Source organism: Terriglobia bacterium (genome assembly GCA_020073085.1).
Lineage (GTDB): Bacteria > Acidobacteriota > Terriglobia > JAIQFV01 > JAIQFV01 > JAIQFV01.
On record JAIQFV010000023.1, the window covers coordinates 42731 to 69573 of the forward strand.

Here is a 26843-nt window from a genome sequence, read left to right on the forward strand (position 1 = left end):
ACTCGAGAGTTCCACCATCCGGACGGGATGCCCCTTCCCCTGGATGGGAGACTTTAACTGGACTTCGAGATCTTCATTCTTTTGTCATGCGCTTGTAACATCACTCCTCCATACTGATCCTCCACCTGAAATTGAACTGCGCATGAGGTCGACCCGGAGTCATCCCGCGGGTTCAAGCGGCTCCTGATTTAATAAACCATAGGAGGATTCCCAATATTTGTATAAAGTGGATAAGCTTAGTCTGGATTCGCCTGTGATGTTTGCAAAGTCCTGAATTATCAATAACTTTTTTACCTGAAAACCTTGTGACTTTGGCTGAGTACTTGCATGAAATTCCAGTAGATGTCGCAGCTTACGTTTAAGATTTTTCATACCCGGAACTCATCTGACCAAGCCGACCATTATGATTGATGGTTTAGAGAGGGGATTCTCTTCTGCCCTGGGCTCAGGAAGTGGTCGTCGGTTTTATGATCTGCCAAAACCAACCAATCCGCCAATTCCAACAAAAAGGAGTTGCTCAATGAAAAAAAGCACCATGCTTCGTGTTATGTTTTTTATGCTGTGCAGTATCGTGGCAGCTTGCCTCTGGGCGCAAGGCCAGGGTACGGGATCGATTGAAGGAACCGTAACCGACTCGTCCGGTGCTGTGATTCCGGGCGTCAAGATTGTGATTCAAAACCTGGGAACCAATGCGACGCGGGAGATGACGACCGACGCCTCGGGTCATTATCGCGCGGATATTCTTACTTCCGGCGAGTACTCCATCACCGCGAGCCAATCCGGCTTTGCGACCGCGAAGCTTGAGAAGGTGACGGTGTTCGTTGGAACCTTAACCTCTGGCGATTTGAAAATGGGGGTCGCCGGGACCCAGCAAACGGTCGAGGTCACAGCGGAAGCTCCGCTGACTGACGCCGAAAAAATCGCCGTCGGGGGCTCCGTGGGCGAACGCGCCATTGAGGACCTTCCGGTGAATGGCCGCCGATGGTCTAATTTCGTCCTTTTAACACCCGGCACGATTCCGGATGGGACCTTCGGCTTGGTCAGCTATCGCGGGATATCGGGACTTTATAACAACAACTCCATTGATGGGGCGGACGACAACCAGGCCTTTTTCTCGGAAGCCAATGGCCGCACCCGAACGCCCTATGCCATCAGTCAGGCTACCATCAAGGAATTTCAGGTGGGGTTGAGCAATTATTCGGCAGAATTTGGCCGTGCCGCGGGCGGGACAGTCAATGCCGTCACAAAATCCGGCACCAACCAGTTCCACGGAGAAGGCTTCTACTTCTTGCGAACGAAGGCCTTCATTGCCATGGACCCTTTCATCAAGGCCCAAGGCAAACCCCAACCCGATGAAAGACGCCAGCAGTTCGGAGGCGCCGTGGGCGGTCCCCTCGTCAAGGACAAGCTTTTCGTCTTCGGAAACTATGACGAGCAACTCCGCAACTTCCCTATCACGACGCTCCCGAATGTTCCTCTGGCATCACAGGCCTGCACCGTGCCCGGGTGCGCCGCAACACTGGCATTCCTCAATAGCCAGGTCGGCACCTTCCCGCGCCAGGGGAATAACTATATTTTTCTAGTCAAAATGGACTGGATCATCAACCAGAACAACACCCTGACGGGCGAGTACAATTATCACAAGTGGCACTCCCCCAACGGCATTCAGACAGCCGCGACGGTCACCGTCTCACCCTCCGCGAATGGCAGCGATGATGTGCGGACCGATCTCCTGACCACCCGGCTGACTTCGGTGTTGTCCGGCAGCAAGGTCAACGAATTCAGGTTCCAGTTTGGCCGTGATTTTGAATTCGAGTTTCCCAATGCGCCGGGACCCAGTGTTTCCTTTACCAACGGCATTAGTTTTGGTCAGCCCAATTTCCTGCCTCGGGCGGCTTTCCCGGATGAAAAGAAATTCCAGTTTGCCGACAACTACTCTTTTGTCCATGGAAACCATTCCTTCAAGGCGGGCATGGACATCGTGCATTACAACGAATTGCTCATCAACCTGTTCAGCGGGGGTGGCGTCTACACCTATGGAAACGCATTTTCATTCAACGGGGGAAGCAGTCAATTGAATGCCCTGGCAGCAGACTGCCCGCCTCAGGCCACCGGTTGTGTACCTCTCGCCTCAGGGGCGACCACTGGAAAGCATTACTCTTCGTTCGTTCAAGCGTTTGACCTGACGGGCCAAGCGGGCCGGTCCAGTTTTGCCACAACCAACTGGAACTTCTATTTCCAGGACAATTGGCGAGTCCGCCCGAGTCTCACGCTGTACCTCGGAATTCGATATGAATTTCAGCATCTGCCCCAGCCAGGAGCCGCCAACCCAGCAGTTCCGCTAACAGGCCAAATCAACCAGGACACGAACAATTGGTCCCCCCGGATTGGCTTCTCTTGGGATGTGTTTGGAAACCACAAGACAGTTCTTCGCGGCGGGTATGGCATCTATTACGGTGTGACCTCAAGCAGCTATGTGTCAAGTTCCATAACCGGAAATGGAATGATTCAGACCAGCCTCTCTTTGAACCCGACCCGGGCGACCGATTTACCGCTCGCTCCCGTTTTCCCGAACATCCTGACGACCGCGGGAGGAGTTCCTGGCGCCATCACGCTCTTTGATCCGAATTTTGTGGAACCTGTGATCCACTCCGCTGATCTGGCTATCGAGCGTGAGTTGGGGAACGGCTTGACGATTTCCGGATCGTACCTGTTCAGTCGCGGGCTCCACCTTTTTGCGACCTCAGACCTTAACCTTCCCCCCCAGACGGGAACCGTAACCTACATTCTTCCCAATGGGACCCCCGCGGGAGCGTTTCCGTTCTATAGTGGGGCACGACCCAATACGGCAGTCGGGGCTGTGATTGCGGCCCAGAGTGTCGCCAATTCGACCTACCACGGATTCGTCTTCTCCTTGAACAAGCGGTTTAGCCATGGGGTCCAGGTCCAATCCAATTTCACACTCTCCAAGGCCATCGACACAGGGCAAACCTCATCAACCTTCATTCCCACGTTTCCCTCGGCCTTCGACCAGAACAATCGGAGTTTGGAGAAGGGCCTTTCGCAATTTGACGCCCGTAAGCGGTGGGTAACGAACTTCCTCTTGTCACCCTCCGTGAGTCGATATACGGACAATGCCTTTGCGCATGCATTGTTCAACGATTGGCAGTTCAGCGGGGTCTTGACTCTTTCAGATGGCAAGGCGTTCACTCCGAATTTCAGTGGCGGAAGCGTCGGCCTGGGTGCGACGAACGGAAGCAACGGAAGCTTCAGGGTGCCCTTTTTGGCGCCTGGATCCTTCACGACGCCGGGTTTCGCTGCGCTGGATATGCGGTTCACTCGTAATTTCAGGGTCGGTGAGAAGGCCCACTTCCAGTTCATTTGGGAAGGGTTCAACCTTTTCAACCGGGTGAACTACACCGGCTTCCTGGGCAACCTGTTTAATGCAAGCACGAAGGTTACAGGGGGCAATGCGGTCGTCACCTTGAGCAACCCCAGTGCCTCGTCTACTTTCCTGGCTCCGACCGCGGACACCAGCTTCTTCAACGGACCGCGTGAATTCCAGCTGGGGTTGAAGTTCATCTGGTAGTAACGAATTCATTCGTTACTACATTTTGGGCAGGAAGGGTAGCAAGTCCCTTCCTGCTTTTTTGTTTCGAGAACGGCATTCCAGGTCTTCTCAAGGGTGGTCCTGCGATCCGGCGAATTTATCCATCGCGGATGACGGTTCAGATTGCATTTTCATCGGGGCCAGCTTAGAATGCGGTTCTACCCTCTGGAATCGCTCACAACAGGTTTCGACATGGCACAGGCATCAATGAACAGAAGCAGTGCCACACTCCTACGAGCCCTGGCTTGCGGGCTGATTTTCCTCCTCACGAATTCTTTTGCCGCCAGTAAAAAGACAAAGCCTGCGACCGACACCCCGGACGCAGTTGGCAAGTTCAAGGTCGCTGTAGACCTGGTGTCGGTCAATGCCGCGGTGACCGACAAGAAAGGAAACCCGGTCACCAGTCTCACTCAGAACGACTTCCAAGTCCTGGAGGAAGGCGTCCCTCAAACGATTACTGTTTTTCGCGTGCAAGCAGCGCCCGGCGCTGTGGTCGCCGGCCCCGCCTCAAGTGAGAGCCCCGCTGCGGCCGATGCCATCAATCTTCTCTCGCGCAAAGTCATCCTCTTCGTGGATGACTATCACTTGAATTTCGAGACCCTGGCCCAGTTGAAAAAAGCGGGCGAGAAGTTCATTGAGAGCGGGCTCACTCCGACGGACCTGGTGGCCCTGATCACCGCCTCCGGCAAGAATTCCACCGAGTTTACCAAGTACCGGGATTACGTGGTGGCCAACCTGAAGAATGTCTCTCCTATTGAGACAATGCATCGTCAAACCTCCGACTGCCCTCCCCTGACGGATTACCAGGTCACGCTGATCAGCGCGCAGGAGGAACATGCGGGCGAAGCTTTTGACGTGGCGGTGAATGACACCATTCATTGTGCCAACCTGGAGGGTCTACCGAATGCCGCCGACATCGCAGCCAATATGGTGAAGGCCGCCGCCCGGTCGAGGAATGCAGAAATCGTCGAGGACTCCCGTCGCACCTTGTACGCCCTTCAGGCGCTGGCGCGACGGCTGCGCGCCATCGAAGGCCCCAAGCTGGTGGTGTTCCTCTCAGGGGGATTACTGACCCGGGAGATTGTCTCGCAACTCCAGGACGTCATCGACGCCGCGATCCGCGCCAATACCATCATCGATTCAATCGATGCCAAGGGTCTGGTGGCAACCCCCCCGGGAGGCGACGCTTCCAGTTCCCTTCCCATTTCCCCCCAAGCCGCTATTATGCGGTCCCGACTGGATTCCGACGAGCGGTACGCCAAGGAGGACGCTCTCAATGCCCTGGCCGCTGACACCGGGGGCACCTTTTTCCACAACAGCAATGATTTGTTGGGGCAAATGAAGGCGGCGATCTCTCGAACCCAGGTGAGTTACCTGTTGGGTTATTACTCCACCAACCCAAAACGTGATGGGACCTTCCGCAAGATCGTGGTCAAAGTGAATCAGCCCGGTGTCACTGTGTCCGCGCGCAAAGGTTACTTTGCCCCCAAGGGAGAAGAAGCCTTTGAGGTGGCCAAGAACGAAGATATCCGGGAGGCGCTGCGGACCGCCGAAGATCTGAAAGAGATCCCGGTGACCGTCGGATTCAACGTCACTCATCCGGATCCCGTTCATACCCTGGTCTCCATCCAAACGCGGATTGACGTCCGAAAGATTCGCTTTCAAAAGCGCGAGAACCGCAACCGCAATATCTTTACGATTGTCACGGTGGTCTATGACTCCAATGACCACTACGTCGAAGGCCGGGAAACGCGGATCGATTTCAACCTCACGGATCCGAGTTACCGGAACGTCATGGAAGAAGGGCTGCTCGCACAGGCGAGTTTTCGATTGGAACCCGGCAGTTACAGACTCAAGACCGTCGTGCGCGAGGCCGGGGAGACAAAGCTGGGTAGCGCCACTAAAACGATTGAGATCATGAACTGAACCCGGTGGGTTGCCAGAATGTTCCGGACGGCTCGCCGACAAAGGGAGAGAAATTCATGAGAATCAAGAATTGGCTCATTTGGTCGGCCCTGTGCCTTTTCGTCATGGGGGGATTCATTGGTGCGGGCGCGGCCCTCAAGGCCTCAGCGCCCCAGGCCCCTTCCCCGCAGACCGCCCCTGCGGCCCCCTCGGCTCCAGCTCCGCAGACAAACAATCAGCCCTCCCTTTCCAATCAGAATGTGATTCGCATTGAAGTTCCCGTCGTTACGGTCGACGTGGTGGTCACCGACAAGAAAGGAAAGCCGGTGAAAGGACTGGCCAAGGGGGATTTCAAGCTCCTCGAAGACGGCGTGGCGCAAAATCTCACCAACTTCGAATATCTCAGTGAAGAGGAACCCACTGGAGAACTGGCTTCCATCACCACGGATCGCCCCCTCGGCGGCGAACGGCAAAACTATATCCTGTTCCTGTTTGACAACACGTCGATGGATCCCAGCAGCCAGGAGCGTTCTCGCCATGCTGCCGCGAAGTTCATCGACGAAAATCTACGCACCGGGGACCTGGTCGCCATTGCCAACTATCGAAATTCCATGCAGATTGTTCAGAATTTCTCCGGCAATAAAACGCGTCTCGCCCGGGCATTGGGCGTCCTCGTGACTGGGGAGTCCATTGATAAAACGGATACCGGCGCCAATGCCCCGTCCAACACGCCCTTTGATCGCGCGCAGCAGAGCCTCCGATCCCTGGGCGCTCAGTTCGACGCGCGCAATCTCATGATTGCGATGCGGGGATTGTTCAATTCAATGCGTCCCATCAAAGGCCGGAAATCCTTGATTGTGTTTTCGGGAGGGATTTCCCTCTCCGCGGACAATCATGTGGACCTGATCGCGGCCATTGATGCTGCCAACAAGGCCAACGTGACGGTGTACACCATCGATGCGAAGGGCTTGAGTGTGGACATGCCCACCCCCAACACCCCGAACCCGCGCCGTATGAGTTCCAATTCCTCAACCTCCACGCCGGCTCTCGGTTCTTTCGTGAATTCCTTCCAGGGATCCCCTCGAGGCGGTGGAGGAGCCCCCGGGGGGGGCAGCGGCCGGCCGGGCGGTGGAGCGCCCGGAGGAGCACCCGGCGGAGGAGCCCCAGGAGGTAATCCGGGCGGCTTTCCAGGCGGCAATCCCGGCGGGTTCCCGGGAAGCAACACGGGCAACCCCAGGGGGAATACCGGCAACTTCCCGGGCAATGACCCCATGGACCCCAATAGCAATAACCCGTTCGGAAATCGAAATCCGCTGGACCGAAGACTCGACCAGATGACTTTGAGCGACCTCAAGGATGTGTTGCTCAGCATGGCCACAGAAACCGGTGGGTTTTACATCCGGAATTCAAACGATTTTAATCGCGGCCTTCAGGAAATCAAATCCGAGATGAGAAACTTCTATTCACTCGGATATGAATCGAATAACCAGGTGCACGACGGGAAATTCCGAGCGATCAAAGTGGAAATGGTGAAGAAGGGCTTCAACATCAAGTACCGAAAAGGTTATTTTGACAAGAAATCCCAGGACGCGCTGGCCGGAACACCGGCAGAAAAGCCTTTGAATAAGGCCATCGAGGAAAGCAGCCCCTTGACCGCCCTTCCGGTGCAACTCGTCTCCGACTACTTCTATGAGGGTCCCAGCCAGGCTCGCGCCCCGGTGAGCGTGCGTCTCCCCATTTCCAAGTTGAGGATGAAAAAAGACAAGGGTCTGCGCAGTGATGCGATCGACATTCTGGGGGTGGCGCTTCGCGAAGACGGGACGAAGGCGGCCCGGTTCAGCGACACCATGAATCTGAGGATGGAGAACGATCAATGGAAGAAACTGCCCGAAAATGCGACCGTCACATTCCCCAATTACTTTCGCCTGCCCCCCGGTAAGTACCGGCTGAAGGTGGCTGTACATGATGAGGGGGACCTGGTGGGCACGGTCGAACAGCCTGTCGAAATCCCGCCTTACGCCGGCGGTCAGTTTACTACGAGCAGCCTCGTCCTAAGCAGCGAGGTCCGGCCGCTTTCCGGGTTGATCAGCAGCCTCGAATCGGAACTGCTCGACGATAAGAACCCCCTCATATCCAATGGAATGAAGGTGTACCAATCCGTCGACAAGAGGTTCTATGCGGGCACGGCGGTGTGCATCTATTTCAGTCTTTACAATCTGACAGTCGATCCGAATCAGAAGAAACCGTCCTTGCTGTTGAGTTATTCGCTGATCTCCAACGACAAGCTGGTCTTTCAGATGCCTCTGTCCAGCATCACTCAGCTTCCCGCCATCGAAAACGGCGTGCTTCCGGTGGGGATGTGGGTACCTCTCAAGGACTTGACTCCCGGGCACTACACCATCCAGGTCATGGTCCGTGACGGGCTGACCAATGTCACGCATTACTTGCGCGACCAATTTGATGTCGAGGCCGCCCAAGAGAGTGTGGCCAAGAAATAGCTGGGGTCCACGTACTGAAGTCGAAACGCCTTCCGCAGAGCGCATGCGGGAGGCGTTTTTTTGTGCCTGAGAGGAACCTGCCTGCTCAGCGTAGGAACGAATTCATTCGTTGCTCAAATTCGTCAATTGCCACCCCCTGAACGTCCCTCAGGAGCTGCGCTCGTAGGAACGAATGAATTCGTTACTACAATTTGAAGTTCATTACTTGCGCGACCAATTGGATGTAGAGGCCGCTCAAGAGAGTGTGGCCAAGAAATAGCTGGGGTCTACGTACTGAAGTCGAAACGCCTTCCGCAGAGCGCATGCGGGAGGCGTTTTTTTTTGCGCCTGAGAGGAACCTGCCTGCTCAGCGTAGGAACGAATTCATTCGTTGCTCCAACTCGTCAATTGCCACCCCCTGAACGTCCCTCAGGAGCTACGCTCGTAGGAACGAATGAATTCGTTACTACAATTTGAGGTTCATTACTTGCGCGACCAATTGGATGTCGAGGCCGCCCAAGAGAGTGTGGCCAAGAAATGGCTGGGGTCCACGTCCTGAAGTTGAAACGCCTTCCGCAGAGCGCATGCGGGAGGCGTTTTTTTGCGCCTGAGAGGAACCTGCCTGCTCAGCGTAGTAACGAATTCATTCGTTGCTCCAACTCGTCAATTGCCCCCCCCTGAACGTCCCTCAGGAGCTACGCTCGTAGGAACGAATGAATTCGTTACTACAATTTGAGGTTTATTACTTGCGCGACCAATTGGATGTAGAGGCCGCTCAAGAGAGTGTGGCCGAGAAATAGCGGGGGTCCACGTACTGAAGTCGAAACGCCTTCCGCAGAGCGCATGCGGGAGGCGTTGTTTTGTGCCTGAGAGGAACCTGCCTGCTCAGCGTAGTAACGAATTCATTCGTTGCTCCAACTCGTCAATTGCCACCCCCTGAACGTCCCTCAGGTGCTACGCTCGTAGGAACGAATGAATTCGTTACTACAATTTGAGGTTTATTCCTTTTCCGGGCGCTCTTTCATCTGCTCCGACAGGGCGTCGAGCCGCCGCGCCAACTCTCGAACGCTTTTCTGAAGCTCCGGCAATTTTGCGAAAACGGCGGTCGCCTTGAGCCATTGATAATTCTCTATGGCAGGAGACCCTGAAATCACCTGCCCGGCGGGCACATCGCGCGGAATCCCGGACTGGGCCGTGACCACGACGCCATCCCCGATGGTGAGGTGTCCCGCCACGCCCACTTGACCTGTTAACACAACGTCCTTCCCCACCACGGTGCTGCCCGCCAATCCCACCTGCGCGCAAAGCAGCGAATTCTCCCCCACCGTGGAGGCATGTCCCACCTGCACCAGGTTGTCGATCTTTGCGCCTTTCTTGACCCGGGTCTCTCCGATCGTTCCGCGATCAATCGTCGAATTGGCGCCGATTTCGACATCATCTTCAAGGATTACAATTCCCGACTGCACCATCTTGTAATAGCTTCCATCCGATTGCTTGGCAAACCCGAAGCCGTCCCCTCCCACGACGACACCATTCTGAAGGATGACGTTGTTCCCCAGAAGACAGTATTCGCGGACCACCACATTCGCATGCGCGAAGAAATGATCGCCAATCCGCACTCCTCGGTAAATCGTAGCCGGCCCCACCAGGACGGCATCATTGCCGATCACTACATCTTCGTGTATCACCACATAGGGACCCACATGGGCGCGTGCTCCGATGCGGGACGTCGGGTCGATGCAGGCGGTGGTGTGAATGCCCGGGGAGTATTGCGGAGGGGAGTAGAATAACTCGATAGCTTTGGCGAAGGTCAGATAGGGATTTTCGCAGCGCAACGTTGCCTGGGGCAAAGGGGCGAAATCCTCCGAGACAATGAGGGCGGAGGCGCGGGTGGTTTTTGCGGCCGCCACGTACTTGGGATTCGAAATGAAGGTCAAATCTCCTTCGCCGGCGGTTTCAATCCCAAGCACCCGGCGAATTTCGATGCCGCTGTCCCCCTCCAGGCGGCAGTTCAACCGTTTTGCAATCTCTCCAAGGCGCATTCATCCGTCTCCATGGATAACAACGAGGTGAACTCCAGCGTAAATTCGCAGGTGGGTCCGATTGCCAGTTAACTTCGGCGTATGCTAGTATACGCGGGTTTTTCATGCCGAACAATTCTCCAATGCACGAGCCGCCATCCCAGACCCAGCAGAACAAGCTGCATATCCTGAAGCACGCCGGAATCATTACTTCGATCACCCTGGTGAGCCGTATCCTGGGTTACGTCCGCGATCAGAGGATCACGTTTCTCCTGGGGACCCTTCCTGCAAGTGATGCTTATACGGTCGCTTATCGTATTCCCAACCTCCTTCGCCGCCTGGTCGCCGAGGGGGCCATGACCGCCTCGTTCATTCCCGTGTTTACTCACCTGCTCAAAGAGGAAGGCCGGGAAAAGGTCTGGGAATTTGCCAACAAGTTCTTTTGGACCATGGCGTTCGTGTTGACGGGTCTGGCCGTGGTCGGGGTCATTTTTTCACCATTTTTCATCGATCTCGTGGCTTCAGGGTTCAGGCATAAGCCCAGTTATGACCTGACCGTTTATCTCAATCGCATCATCTTTCCCTATGTGTTCTTCATCGGACTGGCGGCGCTGGCCTCCGCCATCCTGAACTCGTTCCATAGCTTTGCCGTTCCTGCCGCGACTCCCATTGCCCTGAATATCTCCATCATCACCCTTTCATTCTTTGCCTTTCGATTTCAGGAACCTGCGGTGTCGCTTGCCATAGGGGTCGTTCTGGGGGGGCTGCTGCAACTGCTCATCCAGATACCGCAACTGCGGAAGCACGGGATGACGTTCCATTTTGGAGTGTCGCTGACCCATCCCTCCATTCGGAAGGTAGCCCGGCTGATGTTTCCGGTGTTCTTTGGAGTCGGGGTGGCGCAGTTGGGACTCATCATTGATACGCAGTTTGCTTCGTACCTCTTTGCCGGCGCTCAGGCTTCGCTGTATGTAGCGGACCGCGTGATGGAACTGATTCTAGGCGGGTATGCCATTTCCGTGGCGACGGTCATTCTGCCCATGCTCTCTCAACAAGCGGCGGAAAATCAGATTGCCGACATGCGGAAGACACTCGCCTTCTCCCTGCGCATTGTCTCTTTCATTGCCATTCCCTCGACGGTGGGATTGAATTCAATGCGCAATCGACGATGATCACGGCGCCCCCCCTGATGTTTTTTGCCTTTGGCCTCTGCGCATTCGCTTTGATCAAAGTCGTCGTCCCTGCCTTCTACTCCCTGCACGACACCAAGACCCCAGTTAAGATTGCCGCCACCGCCTTGAGTTTCAATCTCATTTCAAACTTTCTAGTCAGCCGCCCTGAACACGTGGAAGGGTCTTTGAGGCATGTTTTCGGTTTCTTTGCGGGAATTGCCAATACCTTCCATATCCCCTCGCTTCAGAACGGCGGTCTGGCCCTCTCTACCTCGCTCGCTGCTTACATCAATCTTTCCATCCTCGTTTATGTTTTCCAAAAGAACCACGGACGCTTTGTGACCCGCGAGGTCTTGATCTCAGTCTTCAAGGCCGCCCTCTCCTCGCTGGCCATGGGGCTGGTCTGCTGGTATGTCATTCGGATTCCGGGCTGGTACACCGGCCAGCACTTTGCCAAGCAGGTCGTGGCGTTCACCATCACCCTGGGCCTCGGGACCGCGGCCTACTTTGGTCTGGCCATGATCATGCGTTGTCCTGAACTCGAAGAAGTCTGGGGTATCGCAACGCGACGCAAGGTCAAAGAATAAGAACCATCTTTGCAACGGGCAGAAGAATGCAGCGTCGTCTGCCTTTTCGCGGTGGACTCCATGGGCGCACCCCGCAAAGAGATCTCTTCCTGCAACGCTGATCCCCCCTCCTGAATTTTTTCTTTTCCGTTTTCAGTTCATTCGTTCTACTCTTCTCTCATGCAGCGGCACATTGATGCCTATCTCAACTATATTCGCGTTGAAAAGGGCCTGGCGAGTAACACCCTGGAGGCATACGGGCGAGATCTTGCCCTTTGGAAAAGATTTTTTGCGGACCGGAAGGAGAATCCGTCCCTGGAGTCGGTATCTCGCAAGGAGGTGGTGGAGTTTCTCCAGTGGCTTTACCAGCGGGGGTTGAATAGCCGGTCTGTCGCACGCGCGCTGACTGCACTTCGAAACTTCTTCAAGTTCTTGGAACTGGATGGAATTGTACAGAGCAACCCCACCGCTCAGGTGGAATCGCCGAAACTCTGGAAGAAACTGCCCAAATACCTCTCCATCGCCGAAGTCGAACAGCTTTTGAATGCTCCTGACCTGGAAACACCTATCGGATTGCGCGACAAGGCGATGCTTGAGCTTCTCTATGCGACGGGTTTGCGGGTCACCGAGCTGGTCAGCTTGAAGTTTACCAATCTCCATCTGGACCCGGGCTACGTCCAGTGCCTTGGAAAAGGAGATAAAGAACGGATTGTCCCCCTGGGCAAGTCGGCGGCTGCATGTATCGAACGATACATTGCCAAGGCACGCGAGGAACTCCTGAAGCCGCGCCGGTGCGACTTCCTGTTCGTCACCCATCGCGGTGACCGCATGACCCGGCAGTCCTTCTGGATCATCATTTCCAACTATGGGCGCAAAGCCGGATTGAAGACTAAGCTGACCCCACACCTGCTGCGCCATTCCTTCGCCACCCATCTGCTGGAGCGAGGTGCCGACCTGCGCTCAGTCCAGACCATGCTGGGCCACGCCGATATATCCACGACCCAGATCTACACTCATGTGATCAACACCCGCTTGAGAGAGATCTATCAGAAGCATCATCCAAGGGCGTGAGGGGCGGAGGTAGGTGGTAGGTAATAGGTGGTAGGTGATAGGAGAGCGAAGGCGGAAGTTAGAGGTCAGAAGTCGGATCGAACCGCAGGGGCGGACAGCGGTGCGCCCACGCCCATACTTGGGGAAATAATTACTAGCTCTTTAACAGAATTCGTGCGGAGTGGCGCAATAAAGAGTTCACCATTAGGAGGCCAGGAATACAGGAGAATAAAAACCTTCAATCCGAACTAAATTTGATGTTCCTGCTGGGGAGGACTTCCCATCGACTCCCTAGTGTCGTGTTTCTTGGCCTCCTAATGAAATCTGTCATTGGTCCCGGCTTGTTCGGGTAAGGTTTCAGGACAATAGCAATTGCAGAAAGCTGGTCCCCCGGGAAAGAGTAAAATCGAAGTTCTCGGCCACGGTCTGGCCCAGGTCGGAGAGCGAGGAGCGGGTCCCCAGATTGAGATTCCCCCGGGACGTCTTCGAATAGGCGAGCAGCGGAACATATTCACGGGTGTGGTCGGTGGTCTTCATATAGGTCGGATCACAGCCATGGTCGGCGGTAATCATCAACAGATCATCGGACCGCATCACCTCCAGCAATAGCCCTAACTGCCGGTCAAACTCTTCCAGCGCATTGGCATAGCCGGCGACGTCGCGGCGGTGGCCGAACAGCATGTCGAAATCCACAAGGTTGGTAAAGATCATGTCGACCGTCATTGACCGGGTGGCTTCGATCGTGCGTTCCATCCCCTCCGCATTGTTTTTCATTTTGACGTGTTCGGAGATCCCGCGTCCGCTATAAATGTCGAAGATCTTCCCCACGGCATAAACCGTTCGTCCCTTTTCAGCCATCAAATCCAGCAGCATCGGCCTGGGCGGATCGATCGCATAATCATGCCGCCGCTCGGTGCGGGTGAAACTACCCGGCTTTCCGATAAACGGCCGGGCGATGACGCGCGCGACGCGATCCTTTCCAACGAGCAGTTTCCGGGCGATCTCGCACATGTGGTAAAGCTCCGCGACCGGGATGATCTCTTCGTGGGTCGCAATCTGAAAGACGCTGTCTCCCGATGTGTACACAATCGGAGACCCGGTACGCAGATGCTCTTCGCCGAGATCCTTGATGATTTCAGTGCCGGAGGCAGGGATATTCCCAAGGGTTTTTCGTCCAATGGCCTTTTCGAAAGCCTCAATGAGGTAGGGTGGAAACCCGTGCGGATAGGTCGGGAATGCAACCTCGGTCAAAATGCCGGCCATTTCCCAGTGCCCGGCGGTCGTATCCTTCCCTTTCGAAGCAAGGGCCATCTTCCCATAAGCGCCAATGGGAGGGCCATTCGGGGAGACATTCGGCAGGGGGCGGATGGCGCCCAGCCCCAATCGACCCAGATTCGGCAACGTCAGCGGGCGGGATTGACAAACGTGGCCGAGCGTATCGGTCCCGGCATCCCCCCAGTCGGCAGCATCCGGCATAGCGCCGATGCCGACACTGTCGAGCACGATGGTGAGAATTCGTTTGAAGGGTGACATGCCGGATGAATGGTCCCTGTGTTGAGTCTTCCCGATGCCCTTCCCGGGGCGACCGGATTCGTCCTAATTGGTTGCTTTCAAGCTGGCCAAAATCTTAGCACGGAACTCCCGGGCCTTCTGGAAAATCTGGTCTTCACTCAGTGTGAGAACGCGCCGGTGCCGCATGACAATCCGCCCGTCAATGATCGAGGTATCCACATCGCAAGCCTTGATGGAATACGCGAGTCCCGCGTAAAAGTCGTACAGCGGAACAGCATTGGCGCGGTTCAGGTCGATGACAATCACATCGGCCTTCTTTCCAGCTTCGAGCGATCCGATCTCCTTCTCCATGTTTAAGACTCGAGCCCCGCCGAGGGTGGCCATCTCGACCGACTGACGCGCCGGAAGCGCCTTCGGATCCATCAGGGAGATTTTCTGCAGCTTGGAGGCAAGGTCGATCTCTTCGAACAGGTTGAAATCATTGTTGCTCCCCGCCGGTCCGTCGGTCCCCAGACCCACATCCAGTCCCGCCTGAATCATCTTCATGACCGGCGCCACACCGCTGGCCAGCATCATATTGCTGGACGGGTTATGGGCGCATCCGACCTTGAACGCTTTCAAGGTCGCGATATCCTGATCGTCCACCCACACGCAATGGGCGGCCACGACGGAATCCTCCAGGAATCCGATGTTCTTGAGATGCTGGACCGGGCTGGCATGGTACCGCGCCTTGATGTCCTCGTCCTCGGTCTTGGTCTCGGCGACGTGGATCAAGATCGGGGCATGATACTGGTCCGCCAATTCCTTCGCGGCCATGAGATGCGCCGGTGACACCGTAAAGGGCGCGTGAGGAGCCACGGCGGGGGTGATCAGAGAATCCTTCTGGTATTGTTTCAAGAACTGGGCCGTGTAGCTGACCATGGCATCGAAGCTCTTATTGTCGGGAGCCGGGAAATCGAGCCAGGTCTCCCCGAGCACGGCCCGAAGCCCCGCCTGCTTGGTCGCCCGCGCCACCTGATCCTCAAAATAGTACATATCGGCGAACGTGGTGACGCCCGACTGGATCATCTCCATGTCCCCCAGCAGCGAACCCCAATAGACGAACTCCGGGGTCACGTTCTTCGCTTCTGCCGGGAAGATGAATTTCTCCAGCCACTCTTTCAGTGGCAGATCGTCGGCGATGCCCCGTAACAAAGACATCGGCACGTGTGTGTGGGTATTGATCAGGCCGGGCATCACTAACTGGCCCGAAGCCTGGATTGTACGGAGTGAGCGGTATTCTTTTTCCAGCTGCGACCGTGGCCCGACCGCAACGATCCGGTCCTTTGCGATCGCCACGTATCCGTCCTCGACAATCTCCCGGGACGCGTTCATAGTCAGGACCGTCCCGCCGGAAATTACGAGGTCGACCGTTTTCTGACCCAAAAGTGTCGAAGACAGCACCAGCAGGATGACGAGAAACCATAACAATCGTGGGGCCCGCATAATCATAACTTGGCCTGCTATTTCTTTTTCTTCAGAAAACTTTGATCGAAGGGTCGCGGGAACAATTTCGACATTCGGAATTGTTCGGTCTTCCCCTCCAGGTTGGAAAGGACTACGGGGATATCGCCGCAAAATTCCCAGATGATCTGGCGACACGCCCCGCAAGGCGGGGTCAAATGCTTCGTCGCGGTGACAACCGCGATTTGCTGGAATCGATCGGCTCCCTCTGAGACGGCCTTGAAGATGGCCACGCGTTCGGCACAAATCGTCAGCCCGTAAGTCGCATTTTCAACGTTGCAGCCGGTAAAAACGCGCCCGTCCCCGGCCACAAGCGCCGCCCCCACCTTGAATCGGGAAAAGGGGGCATGCGCCCGCTCCCGCGCCTTCCGGGCTATTTCGACGAGTTGCTTAACGGGAATTGGTTTTCTCATTGGTGGTGTGAATCCAGCTCGTGCAGGCGAGGGATAATCGCTCGCAGCAATCGAATGAAATCGCCCTTGACCCGCTCGCCTGTGAGCATCACTTCCTCATGATTGACCTTTTGCTTGCTCACGCCTGCCGCCATGTTCGTGATGCAGGAGATTCCGAGACACTTTACCCCCATGTGATTGGCCACAATCACTTCCGGGACAGTGGACATTCCCACCGCGTCGGCGCCTAAGGCCCGGAGCATCCGGATCTCCGCCGGAGTTTCATAACTCGGTCCAGTGAGGCCTGCGTAAATCCCTCGGTGGACCGACAAGGTGAGCTTGCGTGCCGCGGCCGAGGCCACTTTCCGCATCTCCCGGTCATATGCGTCCGACATGTCAAAGAACCGCAAACCAAACCGGTCTTCGTTGGGACCCATCAATGGGTTCGTGGACTGCAGGTTGAGGTGATCTTCGATGATCATCAGACGTCCGGGCCTGAACCTCTTGCTGATCCCCCCGGCGGCATTGGTGAGAATCAGGCGCTTGACCCCCATTCGGGCCAGCACCTTTGTGGGAAAGGTGACTTCCTGCATCGAATAACCTTCGTAGAAGTGGACCCTTCCCTGCATAACCGCAATGGGTATCTTTCCAATTTCCCCCAGGACCAGGTTGCCGGAGTGACCCTGCACGGTCGATCTCGGAAAGTGCGGAATCTCCTGGTAAGGAACCACCTGGCGGTTCGCGACCTGATCCGCAAAGGCCCCCAGCCCTGACCCTAGCACGACGGCAATCCTGGGCTGCAACTCGGACCGGTGCCGCAAAAACTCAACGGCGGTCTGCACCTTGTCAAATTCGCTCATTAGGACGTACTCATCCTTTCAATAATTCTACAGGAGAATCCCGGCGATGGAGGCTGTCAAGAAATTAGCCAGCGTCCCGGCGAGCACCGCCTTCAGTCCAAGACGCGCCAGGTCATGCCGGCGGCTGGGGGCCAGGGCCCCGATGCCGCCGATCTGAATTCCAATCGACGAAAAGTTGGCAAATCCGCACAGGGCAAAGGTCGCGATGGTGAACGAGCGCGGGTCGAGAACGGCCCGTTGGGCGCCCAAACCGCTGTAGGCAATGAATTCATTCAACACGAGTCGGGTCCCCAACAGATTTCCTACATTCACGCAATCCTTCCACGGAATCCCCAACGCCCAGGCCACCGGGGCAAACACTGCACCGAAGATTCTCTCCATGCTCAGCGGGTGACCGCGAAACGGAACCAATCCCAGCAGGCCATTCATAAGGTAGATGAGGGCGATGAACGAAATCAACATGGCGGCCACGTTAAGGGCCAGGCTGAGCCCCTCACCGGTGCCGCGCGAAGCGGCATCCAGGATGTTCACGTCCGTCCTCTCCACTTCCAGTTTTACCTTTCCCGCGGTCTTGGGCTCCCCGGTTTCCGGAACGAGCATCTTGGCCATCATGATGGTCCCCGGGGCTGTCATGATGACCGCCGTCAACAGGTTTTCGGCGCGGGCCCCGAAAGCGATGTAGGCCGCCATGATCCCGCCTGAAATATGGGCCATGCCCGAGGTCATAACACACATCAATTCGGACTCCGTCATATCATTCAGATATGGCCGGATCGTCAGGGGCGCTTCGGTCTGTCCCATGAAGATCGAGGCGGCCACATTCAAGGATTCCGCGCCGCTGGCGCCCATCAACCACGTCATGACCTTGGCAAAAATGCGGACGATGACCTGCATGACGCCCAGGTAATAGAGGATGGCAAACAGGGCCGCGATGAAGATGATGGTGGGCAGGACCTGGAGCGCAAAAATACTCACAAAATTCAGGGCCGGGTCGCCTTCCTGGAGGGGATGGCCCACGACGGCCTCGATGAAATGGATCATCGCGGCCCGGGAGCCGAGGGGTCCAAAAACAAAATTCGACCCAAATTGCGAATACGAGAGCAGCTTATTGATGGCGTCGCCGAGCCTCTTGAATAAATAAACACCGGGGGTCCATTTAAGAACGATTAAAGCGAAGGTGATCTGCAGACCAAGCCCCCACCCCACCGTCTTCCAGCGGATGGCCTTGCGATTGGTCGAGAGCAGGTAAACCAGCAGGGGGATCGTCACCAATCCCACGAGCCCAGTGAAATGATGCATCGAGGCGCCTCCGAAATTTTATTCCAGGACTTCGTAAATGAGAGGTGGAGCTTTGTCGGCAGTGGGAGAGATCAAGTAGGCCGAGTTGAGCAGTTCGAGGGCCGCCGCCAATCGAGACTCATCATTGTAGAGAACGGTGCAGAGGGGATCCCCCGCCTTCACCGGATCTCCGACTTTCTTATGAAGCTCAAAACCGACGGCATGGTCGATCTTGGAGTCCAGGCGCTCCCGTCCCGCCCCCAGCAGCATCGCCGCGATGCCCATTCTCTCGGCGTGGATTCCCTCGACGTACCCGGAAGAAATGGAAGAGAATCGGAATCGTTTCTGGGCTGTGGGAAGCAAGCTGTAATCGTCCACGACGCGCGGGTTGCCCCCCTGAAGTTGAATGATCTTCCGGAAGGTCTCCAGCCCCGCCCCGCTTTTCAGCAGGGACAAGATTTTCTGCCGGGAGTCGTCCAGGGTCCGCGCCGGCTCCCCCAGCATGAGCATATGGGCCGCGAGTTCCACCGACAGGAAGGTCAGGTCTTCCGGCCCCTTGCCCTTCAGGGTTTCCACCGCCTCGATGATTTCGAGTGAATTCCCGACTTTATTCCCAAGGGGTTGATTCATGTCGGTAATGAGGGCCACCACCCGCTTTCCCATCCCTTTTCCGATCTCGATCATCGTTTGGGCCAGCCGCCGGGAGTCCTCCAGCGTCTTCATGAAGGCCCCCACCCCGGTCTTGACATCGAGCACCAGGCCGTCAATTCCCTCCGCCAGCTTTTTGCTCATGATGGAGGCGGAGATCAGGGGATAGCTTTCCACGGTTGAGGTCACATCCCGGAGGGCGTACAACTTCTTGTCCGCGGGAGCGATATCTTTCGTTTGCCCGATCAAACCGCAACGGACCTCCTTCAGCATCGATTTGAACTGGGAGAGCGACAGGTTGACGTTGAATCCCGGAATTGACTCCAGCTTATCGAGAGTCCCCCCGGTGTGCCCCAATCCCCGGCCCGAGATCATGGGCACATACACTCCCCCCGCGGCCGCCAGGGCGGCCAGAATAAAGGACGTCTTATCGCCCACCCCCCCGGTGGAATGTTTATCCACTTTCGGGCCCGGCAGATCGGACAAATCCATGGTGGCGCCGGACTGGATCATGGCGTGAGTCAGGGCGACGGTTTCCTCCACGTTGCAGCCGTTGAGGAACATCGCCATCAACAGGGCGGACGCCTGATAATCAGGGATGATTTCCTTCGTGTAGTTGGAGACAAAAAATGAGATTTCGCTTTCGGAGAGGATCTCGTGGTCACGCTTTTTTCGGATTATATCGACAGCTCGCATGGGGCAGGCGGAAGTCCCGTTCAATTCATCCGTAAAGAGCGCTCAGACTATTCGAACTGATACCCAATGTCAAGCGCTTCTCGACATCTTCCCCGCAATCCCCGGGGCCGGCGAAGCCGATCGACCCCGCTGTTTCAACCCCCCGCTCCGGCCCGTTTCCGGCGGCCTTTCCCCCCTCGGCCTTTCCCCCGCGGCCCTCACCGAGCCGGGGCTCCGGGGTTCGCCGCAACGCCGCCTTGAAATTTTCTCTTGACGCCCGCGGCCCGTTTGTATAATTATGCGTCTATGACAATAAATATGCACGACCGCGGCGGCCCGCGATGACCAAACAGCTACGGCACGAAGCCATCCTCCGGCTGGTGCGGTTGAAGCCGATCCCCAACCAGCAGGTGCTGCAACAGGAGTTGCGGAAGGTCGGGCTGGAGGCCACCCAGGCCACGCTCTCACGGGATCTCTCCGAGCTGGGGCTGGTAAAGACCGTGGAGGGCTACAAGCTGCTCGCCCAGGTGGCGGAGCTGCCGCATGCTTCGAACAGCGAGCTGCGCCGGATGTTGCGGGAGTTCATGCGCGAGGCCACGGCGGCCAACAACCTCCTCGTGGTCAAGACGCCCACCGGCAGCGCCAATGCCCTCGGCATCGCCCTGGATAATGCCGCGCTTTCGGAGATTGTCGGAACCGTCGCGGGCGACGACACCATTCTCGTCGTCACGCGGTCGGCAGCCACCGCACGGAGCCTTCGCAAGAAATTCTTTCATCTGGTGTCTTCGAATTGAAATCGCACCCGAACCAGAAAACGCAGGGCATTCATGCCTCGGTGATCGGCGCCACAGGCTACTCCGGAATGGAACTGGCCCGCCTCTTGACCCGGCACCCGCACGTTCGCCGCCTGAGCCTTTTTTCGTCCCCTGTGGCCCATTCCGCCGGCGGACCCCATGGAACGAAAGGGTCTCACTCCACTTCTCACGACCCGGAGTTTCTCGTTCGAAAGGACACCCGGCTCCAGGTCCGGCCATTTGATGAAGCGGAGTTGGTGGAGTCAAATCCCGACTTGGTTTTCTTCGCGACGCCGAATGAGATTTCGCACGAACTGATCCCCCGCTACATGGCTCAGCCCTTCCGGATGATTGATTTGAGCGGGAGTTTTCGTCTGCACGATGCCTCCCTCTATCCGCGATGGTACGGGTTCACTCATGTGGCGCCGGACATGCTTTCCCGGTTTGTCTATGGCCTCGCGGAGGACAATGCGGCGGCCATCGCCAGGGCCCAATGGGTGGCCAATCCGGGATGCTACGCCACCTCCGTCCTTTTGCCGTTGCTGCCGTTGATGAAAGACGGATGGATTGACTGGAGTTCCCCGGTCATTTGTGACTCCAAATCGGGGGTCAGCGGCGCCGGGAAACAGCCCACCCACAACACCCATTTCTGTGAAGTCTCCGACTCCTTCCGGGCTTATTCCGTGTTCACCCATCGCCATCTCCCCGAGATCGAACAACACCTCGGTTTGAATGCCGGTGACAAGCTCATTTTTACGCCGCACCTCCTGCCCATCAACCGGGGGATCCTTTCGACGTTGTATTTCAAAACACGGACCCTCCGGACGGAGGAAGAGCTGAGAACGCACCTCGTCAAGGGGTACGAAAAGGCCCCCTTTGTCCGCGTTTTCCCGGCCGGCGAATTGCCTCAAGTCAAGTGGGTGACGCATACGAACTATTGCGACATCGGAGTCCGGGCGGAGGAGAACTCCACCTGGGTCGTCATGGTCTCCTGCCTCGACAACCTGGTGAAAGGAGCAGCGGGCCAAGCCGTTCAAAACATGAACCTGATGTTCAACTACGCGGAACAGTCCGGCTTGGAATAGACCATGGCGACTCGAATCCTCGTGAAGATCGGCGGAAGCTTGTTGAATACAGAGTCGCACCAAAAGGTCATTGCCCGACAGATTGCGGAACTCATTCAAGAAGACACCCAGGTCATTGTCGTGCATGGGGGTGGAAAGCACCTGACTTCCCTGTTGAACCGGCTCGATATCCCTTCCCATTTTCACGAGGGGCTGCGCCTCACAAGCGCGGAAGCCCTGGAAGCTGCCCTGATGGTGCTGGCGGGCCTGGTGAATAAAAGACTCGTGGCCGCCTTTGTCTCGGTCGGCAGCCGGGCGGTCGGCGTATGTGGTGGCGACGGGGGCGCGATCAGTGCCGAAAAATTTCGGCACACCGCAGTGGACTATGGCTTCGTCGGGAGCGTCTCAAAGATCCGTCCCGATCTGATAGAACTGCTGCTTCGAAATGATTTTCTGCCGGTCATCGCTTGCATCGCCCTCGGGGCCGACCATCATTATTACAACGTGAACGCGGATCAGATGGCCGCGGCCTGCGCCGTCGCCTTGCAGGCCGACCAGCTGGTGTTCCTGACCGACGTCGACGGCGTCCTGAATGAACATAAGGCCGTTATCCCCAGCATCAGCCCGCGGAAGATCAACCGCCTGATGGCCCGAAAGATCGTTTCCGGAGGCATGTTGCCCAAGCTGAAGGCATGCCTTACGGCACTGGAGGGCGGGGTGAGCGGCATCAACATTCTAAATGGTTCCGAAGAGGGTTGCCTGATCCGTCTGATCGCCCACGGCGAGCCCCTCGGAACAGTGATTCGAACGGAGGCCTAAGCCTTGAACACTGCCAGTTCTGCTGTAATCCCACTCGACCAACAGTACGTATTCCCCACTTATGACCGGGCGCCGGTGGTCTTCGTCCGTGGAGAAGGGGCCGAGTTGTTTGATGAAAAAGGGACACGGTATCTGGATTGTCTGAGTGGAATTGCGGTCAACGCGCTGGGTTACAATCACCCCCGCCTTGTTGCCACGCTCGCCGACCAGGCTGCAAAAATCCTTCATGTCTGCAACCTCTTTCATAACGAGTACCAGGCGCCGCTGGCCCGGAAGCTTTGCTCCATTTCGGGCCTCCAGTCCGCGTTCTTCTGCAACAGCGGGACCGAGGCGATCGAAGCGGCCATCAAGGTGGCGAGGAACCATGCGTTTCGTGCCTCCGGGGGATCCAGCCACCAGAAATGTGAGATCGTCGCTTTAGAAGATTCCTTCCATGGGCGCACGCTCGGCGCCCTGTCGCTCACCGGGCAGAAGAAATACCGCGAGCCCTTTGAGCCTCTCATCCCGGGCATCCGGTTCGTCCCGGCAAATGAAACGGCGGCATTGCATGCAGCCGTGAACGAGAAGACCTGCGCCCTCATCATGGAGCCCATCCAGGGCGAGGGAGGCATTCGGGTTCTCTCCCGGGAATTCCTCAGCGCCGCGCGCGCCTTGTGCGACCGTCATGGGGCCCTGTTGATTTTCGATGAAGTTCAATGCGGTCTGGGAAGGACCGGATTTTACCTCTCTTATCAAGGAAAAGGCGTGCAGCCGGACCTGGTGACCCTCGCGAAGCCGCTCGGACTCGGGATCCCCATGGGAGCACTCCTGGGGACCACAGCGACGCGGGACGATCTGACGGCCGGGACCCACGGATCAACCTTTGGCGGGGGTCCGCTGGCCTGCCGGATGAGTCTCGAGTTTTTCCGGATCATGGAGGAGGAGGGGCTGCTGGAGCGAATCCGCACGCTCGGAATCCATTTCGCCGAGGGGTTAAACCAACTGAAGAGAAAATTCTCGTTCGTGAAAGAGGTCCGGGGCGAGGGATTAATCTTGGGTATGGAATTGGACTTCCCGGGAAGGGATCTCGTTCGCACGTTGCTCCAGCGCGGCTATGTCATCAACTGCGCTCACGAAAGGGTCTTGCGTTTTCTACCGCCCTACATCATTACCGAAGCCCAACTGGATCGCCTGGTAAAGGCACTGGACGGGGCTTTCGCGGCGCTTTGATTCACACCGGGCGATGATCGAGGATCACCCGACGAATAAGGATTTGTTTTTTGCAGCTCATCAGGTCAGAAAGGCCAAATCGATGCCAAGAACAGCAAAAAAGGTAGTGCTCGCCTATTCCGGCGGGCTTGACACTTCCATCATTATCCCCTGGCTGAAAGAAAACTATGGTTGCGAGATCATCGCCATGGCAGCCGACGTGGGCCAGGTAGAAGAACTGGATGGCGTGCAGGAAAAGGCGCTCTCGACGGGTGCCTCGAAGGTCTACATTGAAGACCTTCGGGAAGAGTTTGTGAGGGAGTATATCTGGCCCACCCTGCGTGCCGGCGCCGTCTACGAATCCAAGTACCTGCTGGGGACCTCCTTTGCCCGGCCGGTTATTGCCAAACGCCAGGTGGAAATTGCCCTGATCGAAGGGGCCGACGCCGTGGCCCATGGGTGCACGGGCAAAGGCAATGACCAGGTGCGCTTCGAACTCACCTACAAAGCCCTCGCCCCGCAGCTCAAGGTGATCGCCCCATGGCGCGAATGGTCGATCCAATCGAGAGAGGATGCGATCGATTATGCGGAAGCGCGGAAGATTCCGATCACAGTCTCGAAGGAGAAGATTTACAGCCGTGACCGAAATCTTTGGCACGTGTCCCATGAGGGAGGACGCCTTGAGAGCCTGAAAAACGACCCGGAAGACTCCATGTGGATGATTACGTTGTCCCCGCAAGAGGCCCCCGACCGGCCGGCACGGGTGACCATGGGGTTCGAGCGCGGGACCCCCGTGAGCGTCAATGGCGATCGGTTGGGTCCCGTCGCGCTGCTGGAGACCCTCAATGCCATCGGCGGGGAGAACGCCGTCGGCCGCATTGATCTGGTCGAGAACCGCCTGGTGGGAATCAAGTCCCGGGGCTGCTACGAGACGCCCGGCGGGACCCTCTTGCACTGCGCCCACCACGAGCTCGAGTCTCTGTGTCTTGACCGCGAGTCTCTACACCTTAAGGAGCAACTGGCGATTCGGTATGCGGAACTGGTTTACTACGGCCAGTGGTTTACTCCTTTGAGGGAAGCCCTGGATGGGTTTGTGAATGAAACCCAGAGGACGGTGACCGGCGAGGTGACCCTCGAACTTTTCAAGGGGAATGTCAGGGTGATCCGACGCTCGTCTCCTAATTCGCTCTATCGGGAAGACCTTTCTTCTTTCACGATGGGCGACGCCTACAATCAGAAAGACGCCGAGGGCTTCATCAACTGCATGGGCCTTCCAATCAAAGTGAAAGCGATGCTGGATGGAAAATCGGAAGCAGTCAAAACGACCAATTAGGCGTGGGGTCTCGCTGTCGAGGGCCTTGTGGGGAGGCCGTTTCCGGGAGTCGGCCGCGCCGGAGTTTTCCCGGCTGAACAACTCGTTTCCCTTCGACCACCGGCTGCTCCCTTTTGACATCGAGGGAAGCGTCGCCTATTCGAAAGCACTTCAACGGGCCGGCGTCCTCAAAACGACGGAGGCCGTGGCGATTCGCAGGGCCCTTCGGTCGCTCGCGAGGAATTGCTCCATCCATCCCCGGCTGGTCCACAATGCGCTCGCGCATTACGAGGATGTGCATTCCTTCGTCGAAGCCAAGTTGATCGAGCGGGTCGGAAAGATCGGGAAGAAAATTCATACAGGACGAAGTCGAAATGATCAGGTGGCCTTGGACCTTCGCCTGTACTTGCGACACCATTGCGGGCAACTGCGCCGTCAGCTCGTCCTCTTGATGAAAACCCTGACCGCCAATGCTCAAAGAGATTTGACGACGGTTCTGCCGGGTTACACTCACCTGCAACGAGGCCAGCCCGTGCTGTTGGCGCATTACTGGATGGCTTATTTCGAAATGTTTTCGCGCGACTGGGAGCGGATGACGTCGACCCTGGGGCATATCGATGTGATGCCGCTCGGCTCCGGCGCGCTGGCCGGAAGCGGTTTTCCAATCGATCGACGGCTCCTGGCGAGGGAGTTGGGTTTTGAGTCGATTTCCAGGAACAGCCTCGATGCCGTCAGCGACCGGGATTTTGCAGTGGAATTCCTTTGTAGCGGCTCCCTCTTGATGACGCATCTGAGCCGGCTCGCCGAGGACTTGATCTTATACTCCACGGCGGAATTCGATTTTGTCGAGCTGAGCGATGCCGTCACGACCGGCAGTAGCCTGATGCCACAGAAGAAGAATCCGGACGCCCTGGAGCTGATCCGGGGGAAAACCGGCCGCGTCTTTGGAAACTTGCTGCAGCTGCTCGTCACCCTGAAGGCATTGCCCCTTGCTTACAACAAAGATCTTCAAGAAGACAAGGAGTGTATCTTCGACACTGTGGATACCCTCGATGTGGCGCTGGAGGCGATCCCCGTGGTCCTCCGGACGCTCAAGGTCAAAACAGAGAGAATGAAGCAGGCTGCAGAATCGGGATACCTGAATGCCACGGAGTGTGCGGACTATCTGGTCCGGAAGGGCCTCCCGTTCCGTGCCGCTCACGAAGCGGTTGGAAAGGTCGTTCTCCACGCGCTTGAACGCGGGCTTTCCCTGGAACGATTGAGCCTGCGGGAATTCAAGTCCTTCTCACCGCTGTATGGTCCCGACCTCTTTGACGCTATTAACTTGAAACATTGTATCGAGAGCAAATCTTTGGAGGGAGGTACGGCAACCATCCATGTCAAGAGAGCCATTAAGAATGCACAACGACGCATCGCCCAGATTCAGTAGCCAGAAACCACCCCAGGCGTTACCCGAATTCGCAATCCGCGGCGCCCGGCTGTCGGATGCGGCAGCCATACAATCGATCATCGAAACCTATGCCCGTCAGCGGCTGATGCTCCCGCGTTCCCTGATGCAGATCTACGAAAACGTGCGCGACTACTGGGTGGCGGTGGACGATGGAAGCGTCGTGGGGGTGGGAGCCCTGCATTGTTTCTGGGAGGACCTCGTGGAGCTGCGGGCGCTTGCGGTGGCCCCTGTGTACAAAGACCTGGGTCTCGGTCGCCATATTGTCCTTCACCTGATCGCCGAGGCCCGGACAATGGGGGCCTCCACAGTCTTCGCATTCACCTACATTCCCCAGTTCTTCTCGAAGTTCGGGTTTGAACAAGTGCCGCATCACAGCCTTCCGCTGAAGGTCTGGAAGGACTGTATCAATTGCTCCTTCTTCAACAACTGCAACGAGATCGCAATGATCAAGAGGCTCTGAGGGCTGGCGTGGTTCCGTCCAAGGTCCATCGGCGGGTTTTGTCCATTCCTCTCGTTTTCTCTTTACAAATACAAATTCCTCGCCATA

At 56.8% G+C, this 26843-nt stretch carries 20 protein-coding genes; 13 read left to right on the forward strand and 7 right to left on the reverse strand.

All coding sequences use genetic code 11. The features are described from left to right. Positions 1–520 precede the first annotated feature (520 nt). The 3 genes from LAO21_18580 (at position 521) to LAO21_18590 (ending at position 8013) form a co-directional block, all read left to right on the forward strand. Positions 521–3589, forward strand: a complete 3069-nt coding sequence (locus LAO21_18580) for a TonB-dependent receptor (protein MBZ5554728.1) — start codon at positions 521–523, stop codon at positions 3587–3589. Between the two features lie 228 nt (positions 3590–3817). Next, positions 3818–5536, forward strand: coding sequence for a VWA domain-containing protein (locus LAO21_18585; protein ID MBZ5554729.1), 1719 nt, complete (start codon positions 3818–3820; stop codon positions 5534–5536). Positions 5537–5592: 56 nt separating this feature from the next. Continuing rightward, positions 5593–8013, forward strand: coding sequence for a VWA domain-containing protein (locus LAO21_18590; GenBank protein MBZ5554730.1), 2421 nt, complete (start codon positions 5593–5595; stop codon positions 8011–8013). A gap of 977 nt (positions 8014–8990) precedes the next feature. Here the strand turns inward: LAO21_18590 and lpxD are convergent. Next, complete coding sequence (gene lpxD, locus LAO21_18595; GenBank protein ID MBZ5554731.1) at positions 8991–10034, reverse strand: UDP-3-O-(3-hydroxymyristoyl)glucosamine N-acyltransferase; 1044 nt, start codon at positions 10032–10034, stop codon at positions 8991–8993. Between the two features lie 122 nt (positions 10035–10156). Here lpxD and murJ point away from each other — a divergent pair, with 122 nt between their 5' ends. The 3 genes from murJ to xerD all read left to right on the forward strand — a co-directional run bounded on the left by murJ (position 10157) and on the right by xerD (position 12822). Then, positions 10157–11185 carry a murein biosynthesis integral membrane protein MurJ gene (gene murJ / locus LAO21_18600; protein MBZ5554732.1) on the forward strand — a complete coding sequence of 343 codons (1029 nt, stop codon included), beginning with the start codon at positions 10157–10159 and terminating at the stop codon, positions 11183–11185. After that, on the forward strand, positions 11182–11772 hold the full coding sequence (locus tag LAO21_18605; GenBank protein MBZ5554733.1) for a hypothetical protein: 591 nt from the start codon (positions 11182–11184) through the stop codon (positions 11770–11772). The genes murJ and LAO21_18605 overlap by 4 nt, the downstream gene beginning before the upstream one ends. A gap of 159 nt (positions 11773–11931) precedes the next feature. Further along, positions 11932–12822, forward strand: coding sequence for a site-specific tyrosine recombinase XerD (xerD, locus tag LAO21_18610; GenBank protein ID MBZ5554734.1), 891 nt, complete (start codon positions 11932–11934; stop codon positions 12820–12822). 336 nt (positions 12823–13158) lie between these two features. On the opposite strand, the gene LAO21_18615 is transcribed toward xerD, so the two are convergent. From LAO21_18615 to LAO21_18640, 6 genes are all read right to left on the reverse strand, one after another. Continuing rightward, the gene (locus LAO21_18615; protein MBZ5554735.1) at positions 13159–14334 is read right to left on the reverse strand and encodes a phosphopentomutase; all 1176 of its coding nucleotides are present in this window, start codon (positions 14332–14334) and stop codon (positions 13159–13161) included. Positions 14335–14397: 63 nt separating this feature from the next. Further along, positions 14398–15687: an amidohydrolase gene (locus LAO21_18620; protein ID MBZ5554736.1), complete on the reverse strand. Its 1290-nt coding sequence runs from the start codon at positions 15685–15687 to the stop codon at positions 14398–14400. A gap of 128 nt (positions 15688–15815) precedes the next feature. Further along, positions 15816–16229 (reverse strand): cytidine deaminase, encoded by a 414-nt coding sequence (locus tag LAO21_18625; GenBank protein ID MBZ5554737.1) that lies wholly within the window; start codon positions 16227–16229, stop codon positions 15816–15818. Continuing rightward, positions 16226–17068, reverse strand: a complete 843-nt coding sequence (locus LAO21_18630) for a purine-nucleoside phosphorylase (protein ID MBZ5554738.1) — start codon at positions 17066–17068, stop codon at positions 16226–16228. Before LAO21_18630 ends, LAO21_18625 begins: the two co-directional genes overlap by 4 nt. Positions 17069–17095: 27 nt before the next feature. Then, a complete protein-coding gene (locus LAO21_18635) occupies positions 17096–18367 on the reverse strand; it encodes a NupC/NupG family nucleoside CNT transporter (protein MBZ5554739.1) in 1272 nt (423 codons plus the stop codon). 18 nt (positions 18368–18385) lie between these two features. After that, entirely contained in the window at positions 18386–19690 is a 1305-nt protein-coding gene (locus LAO21_18640) for a thymidine phosphorylase (GenBank protein ID MBZ5554740.1), read from the reverse strand. Positions 19691–20010: 320 nt separating this feature from the next. Between LAO21_18640 and LAO21_18645 the strand changes: the two genes are divergently transcribed. The 7 genes from LAO21_18645 to LAO21_18675 all read left to right on the forward strand — a co-directional run bounded on the left by LAO21_18645 (position 20011) and on the right by LAO21_18675 (position 26756). Continuing rightward, positions 20011–20463, forward strand: a complete 453-nt coding sequence (locus tag LAO21_18645) for an ArgR family transcriptional regulator (protein MBZ5554741.1) — start codon at positions 20011–20013, stop codon at positions 20461–20463. Then, the gene (gene argC / locus LAO21_18650) at positions 20460–21548 is read left to right on the forward strand and encodes an N-acetyl-gamma-glutamyl-phosphate reductase (GenBank protein MBZ5554742.1); all 1089 of its coding nucleotides are present in this window, start codon (positions 20460–20462) and stop codon (positions 21546–21548) included. Before LAO21_18645 ends, argC begins: the two co-directional genes overlap by 4 nt. 3 nt (positions 21549–21551) lie before the next feature. After that, positions 21552–22346: an acetylglutamate kinase gene (argB, locus tag LAO21_18655; GenBank protein MBZ5554743.1), complete on the forward strand. Its 795-nt coding sequence runs from the start codon at positions 21552–21554 to the stop codon at positions 22344–22346. 3 nt (positions 22347–22349) lie between these two features. Then, complete coding sequence (locus LAO21_18660) at positions 22350–23555, forward strand: aspartate aminotransferase family protein (protein ID MBZ5554744.1); 1206 nt, start codon at positions 22350–22352, stop codon at positions 23553–23555. An 82-nt stretch (positions 23556–23637) separates the two neighbouring features. Then, positions 23638–24867 (forward strand): argininosuccinate synthase, encoded by a 1230-nt coding sequence (locus LAO21_18665; GenBank protein MBZ5554745.1) that lies wholly within the window; start codon positions 23638–23640, stop codon positions 24865–24867. Next, positions 24833–26275, forward strand: a complete 1443-nt coding sequence (argH, locus tag LAO21_18670) for an argininosuccinate lyase (GenBank protein ID MBZ5554746.1) — start codon at positions 24833–24835, stop codon at positions 26273–26275. Before LAO21_18665 ends, argH begins: the two co-directional genes overlap by 35 nt. Next, positions 26244–26756: an N-acetyltransferase gene (locus tag LAO21_18675; GenBank protein ID MBZ5554747.1), complete on the forward strand. Its 513-nt coding sequence runs from the start codon at positions 26244–26246 to the stop codon at positions 26754–26756. Before argH ends, LAO21_18675 begins: the two co-directional genes overlap by 32 nt. Positions 26757–26843: the final 87 nt, after the last annotated feature.

Excerpts from the sequence above, each read along its gene's own strand:
- LAO21_18665 (MBZ5554745.1), top strand. The coding sequence starts at position 23,638 with ATGCCAAGAACAGCAAAAAAGGTAGTGCTCGCCTATTCCGGCGGGCTT.
- LAO21_18605 (MBZ5554733.1), top strand. The coding sequence starts at position 11,182 with ATGATCACGGCGCCCCCCCTGATGTTTTTTGCCTTTGGCCTCTGCGCA.
- LAO21_18590 (MBZ5554730.1), top strand. The coding sequence starts at position 5,593 with ATGAGAATCAAGAATTGGCTCATTTGGTCGGCCCTGTGCCTTTTCGTC.
- argH (MBZ5554746.1), top strand. The coding sequence starts at position 24,833 with ATGGAAAATCGGAAGCAGTCAAAACGACCAATTAGGCGTGGGGTCTCG.
- LAO21_18630 (MBZ5554738.1), bottom strand. The coding sequence starts at position 17,068 with ATGAGCGAATTTGACAAGGTGCAGACCGCCGTTGAGTTTTTGCGGCAC.
- LAO21_18620 (MBZ5554736.1), bottom strand. The coding sequence starts at position 15,687 with ATGAACGCGTCCCGGGAGATTGTCGAGGACGGATACGTGGCGATCGCA.
- LAO21_18615 (MBZ5554735.1), bottom strand. The coding sequence starts at position 14,334 with ATGTCACCCTTCAAACGAATTCTCACCATCGTGCTCGACAGTGTCGGC.
- murJ (MBZ5554732.1), top strand. The coding sequence starts at position 10,157 with ATGCACGAGCCGCCATCCCAGACCCAGCAGAACAAGCTGCATATCCTG.
- LAO21_18640 (MBZ5554740.1), bottom strand. The coding sequence starts at position 19,690 with ATGCGAGCTGTCGATATAATCCGAAAAAAGCGTGACCACGAGATCCTC.
- LAO21_18580 (MBZ5554728.1), top strand. The coding sequence starts at position 521 with ATGAAAAAAAGCACCATGCTTCGTGTTATGTTTTTTATGCTGTGCAGT.
- argB (MBZ5554743.1), top strand. The coding sequence starts at position 21,552 with ATGGCGACTCGAATCCTCGTGAAGATCGGCGGAAGCTTGTTGAATACA.
- LAO21_18585 (MBZ5554729.1), top strand. The coding sequence starts at position 3,818 with ATGAACAGAAGCAGTGCCACACTCCTACGAGCCCTGGCTTGCGGGCTG.
- LAO21_18645 (MBZ5554741.1), top strand. The coding sequence starts at position 20,011 with ATGACCAAACAGCTACGGCACGAAGCCATCCTCCGGCTGGTGCGGTTG.
- xerD (MBZ5554734.1), top strand. The coding sequence starts at position 11,932 with ATGCAGCGGCACATTGATGCCTATCTCAACTATATTCGCGTTGAAAAG.
- LAO21_18675 (MBZ5554747.1), top strand. The coding sequence starts at position 26,244 with ATGCACAACGACGCATCGCCCAGATTCAGTAGCCAGAAACCACCCCAG.
- LAO21_18625 (MBZ5554737.1), bottom strand. The coding sequence starts at position 16,229 with ATGAGAAAACCAATTCCCGTTAAGCAACTCGTCGAAATAGCCCGGAAG.
- LAO21_18635 (MBZ5554739.1), bottom strand. The coding sequence starts at position 18,367 with ATGCATCATTTCACTGGGCTCGTGGGATTGGTGACGATCCCCCTGCTG.
- lpxD (MBZ5554731.1), bottom strand. The coding sequence starts at position 10,034 with ATGCGCCTTGGAGAGATTGCAAAACGGTTGAACTGCCGCCTGGAGGGG.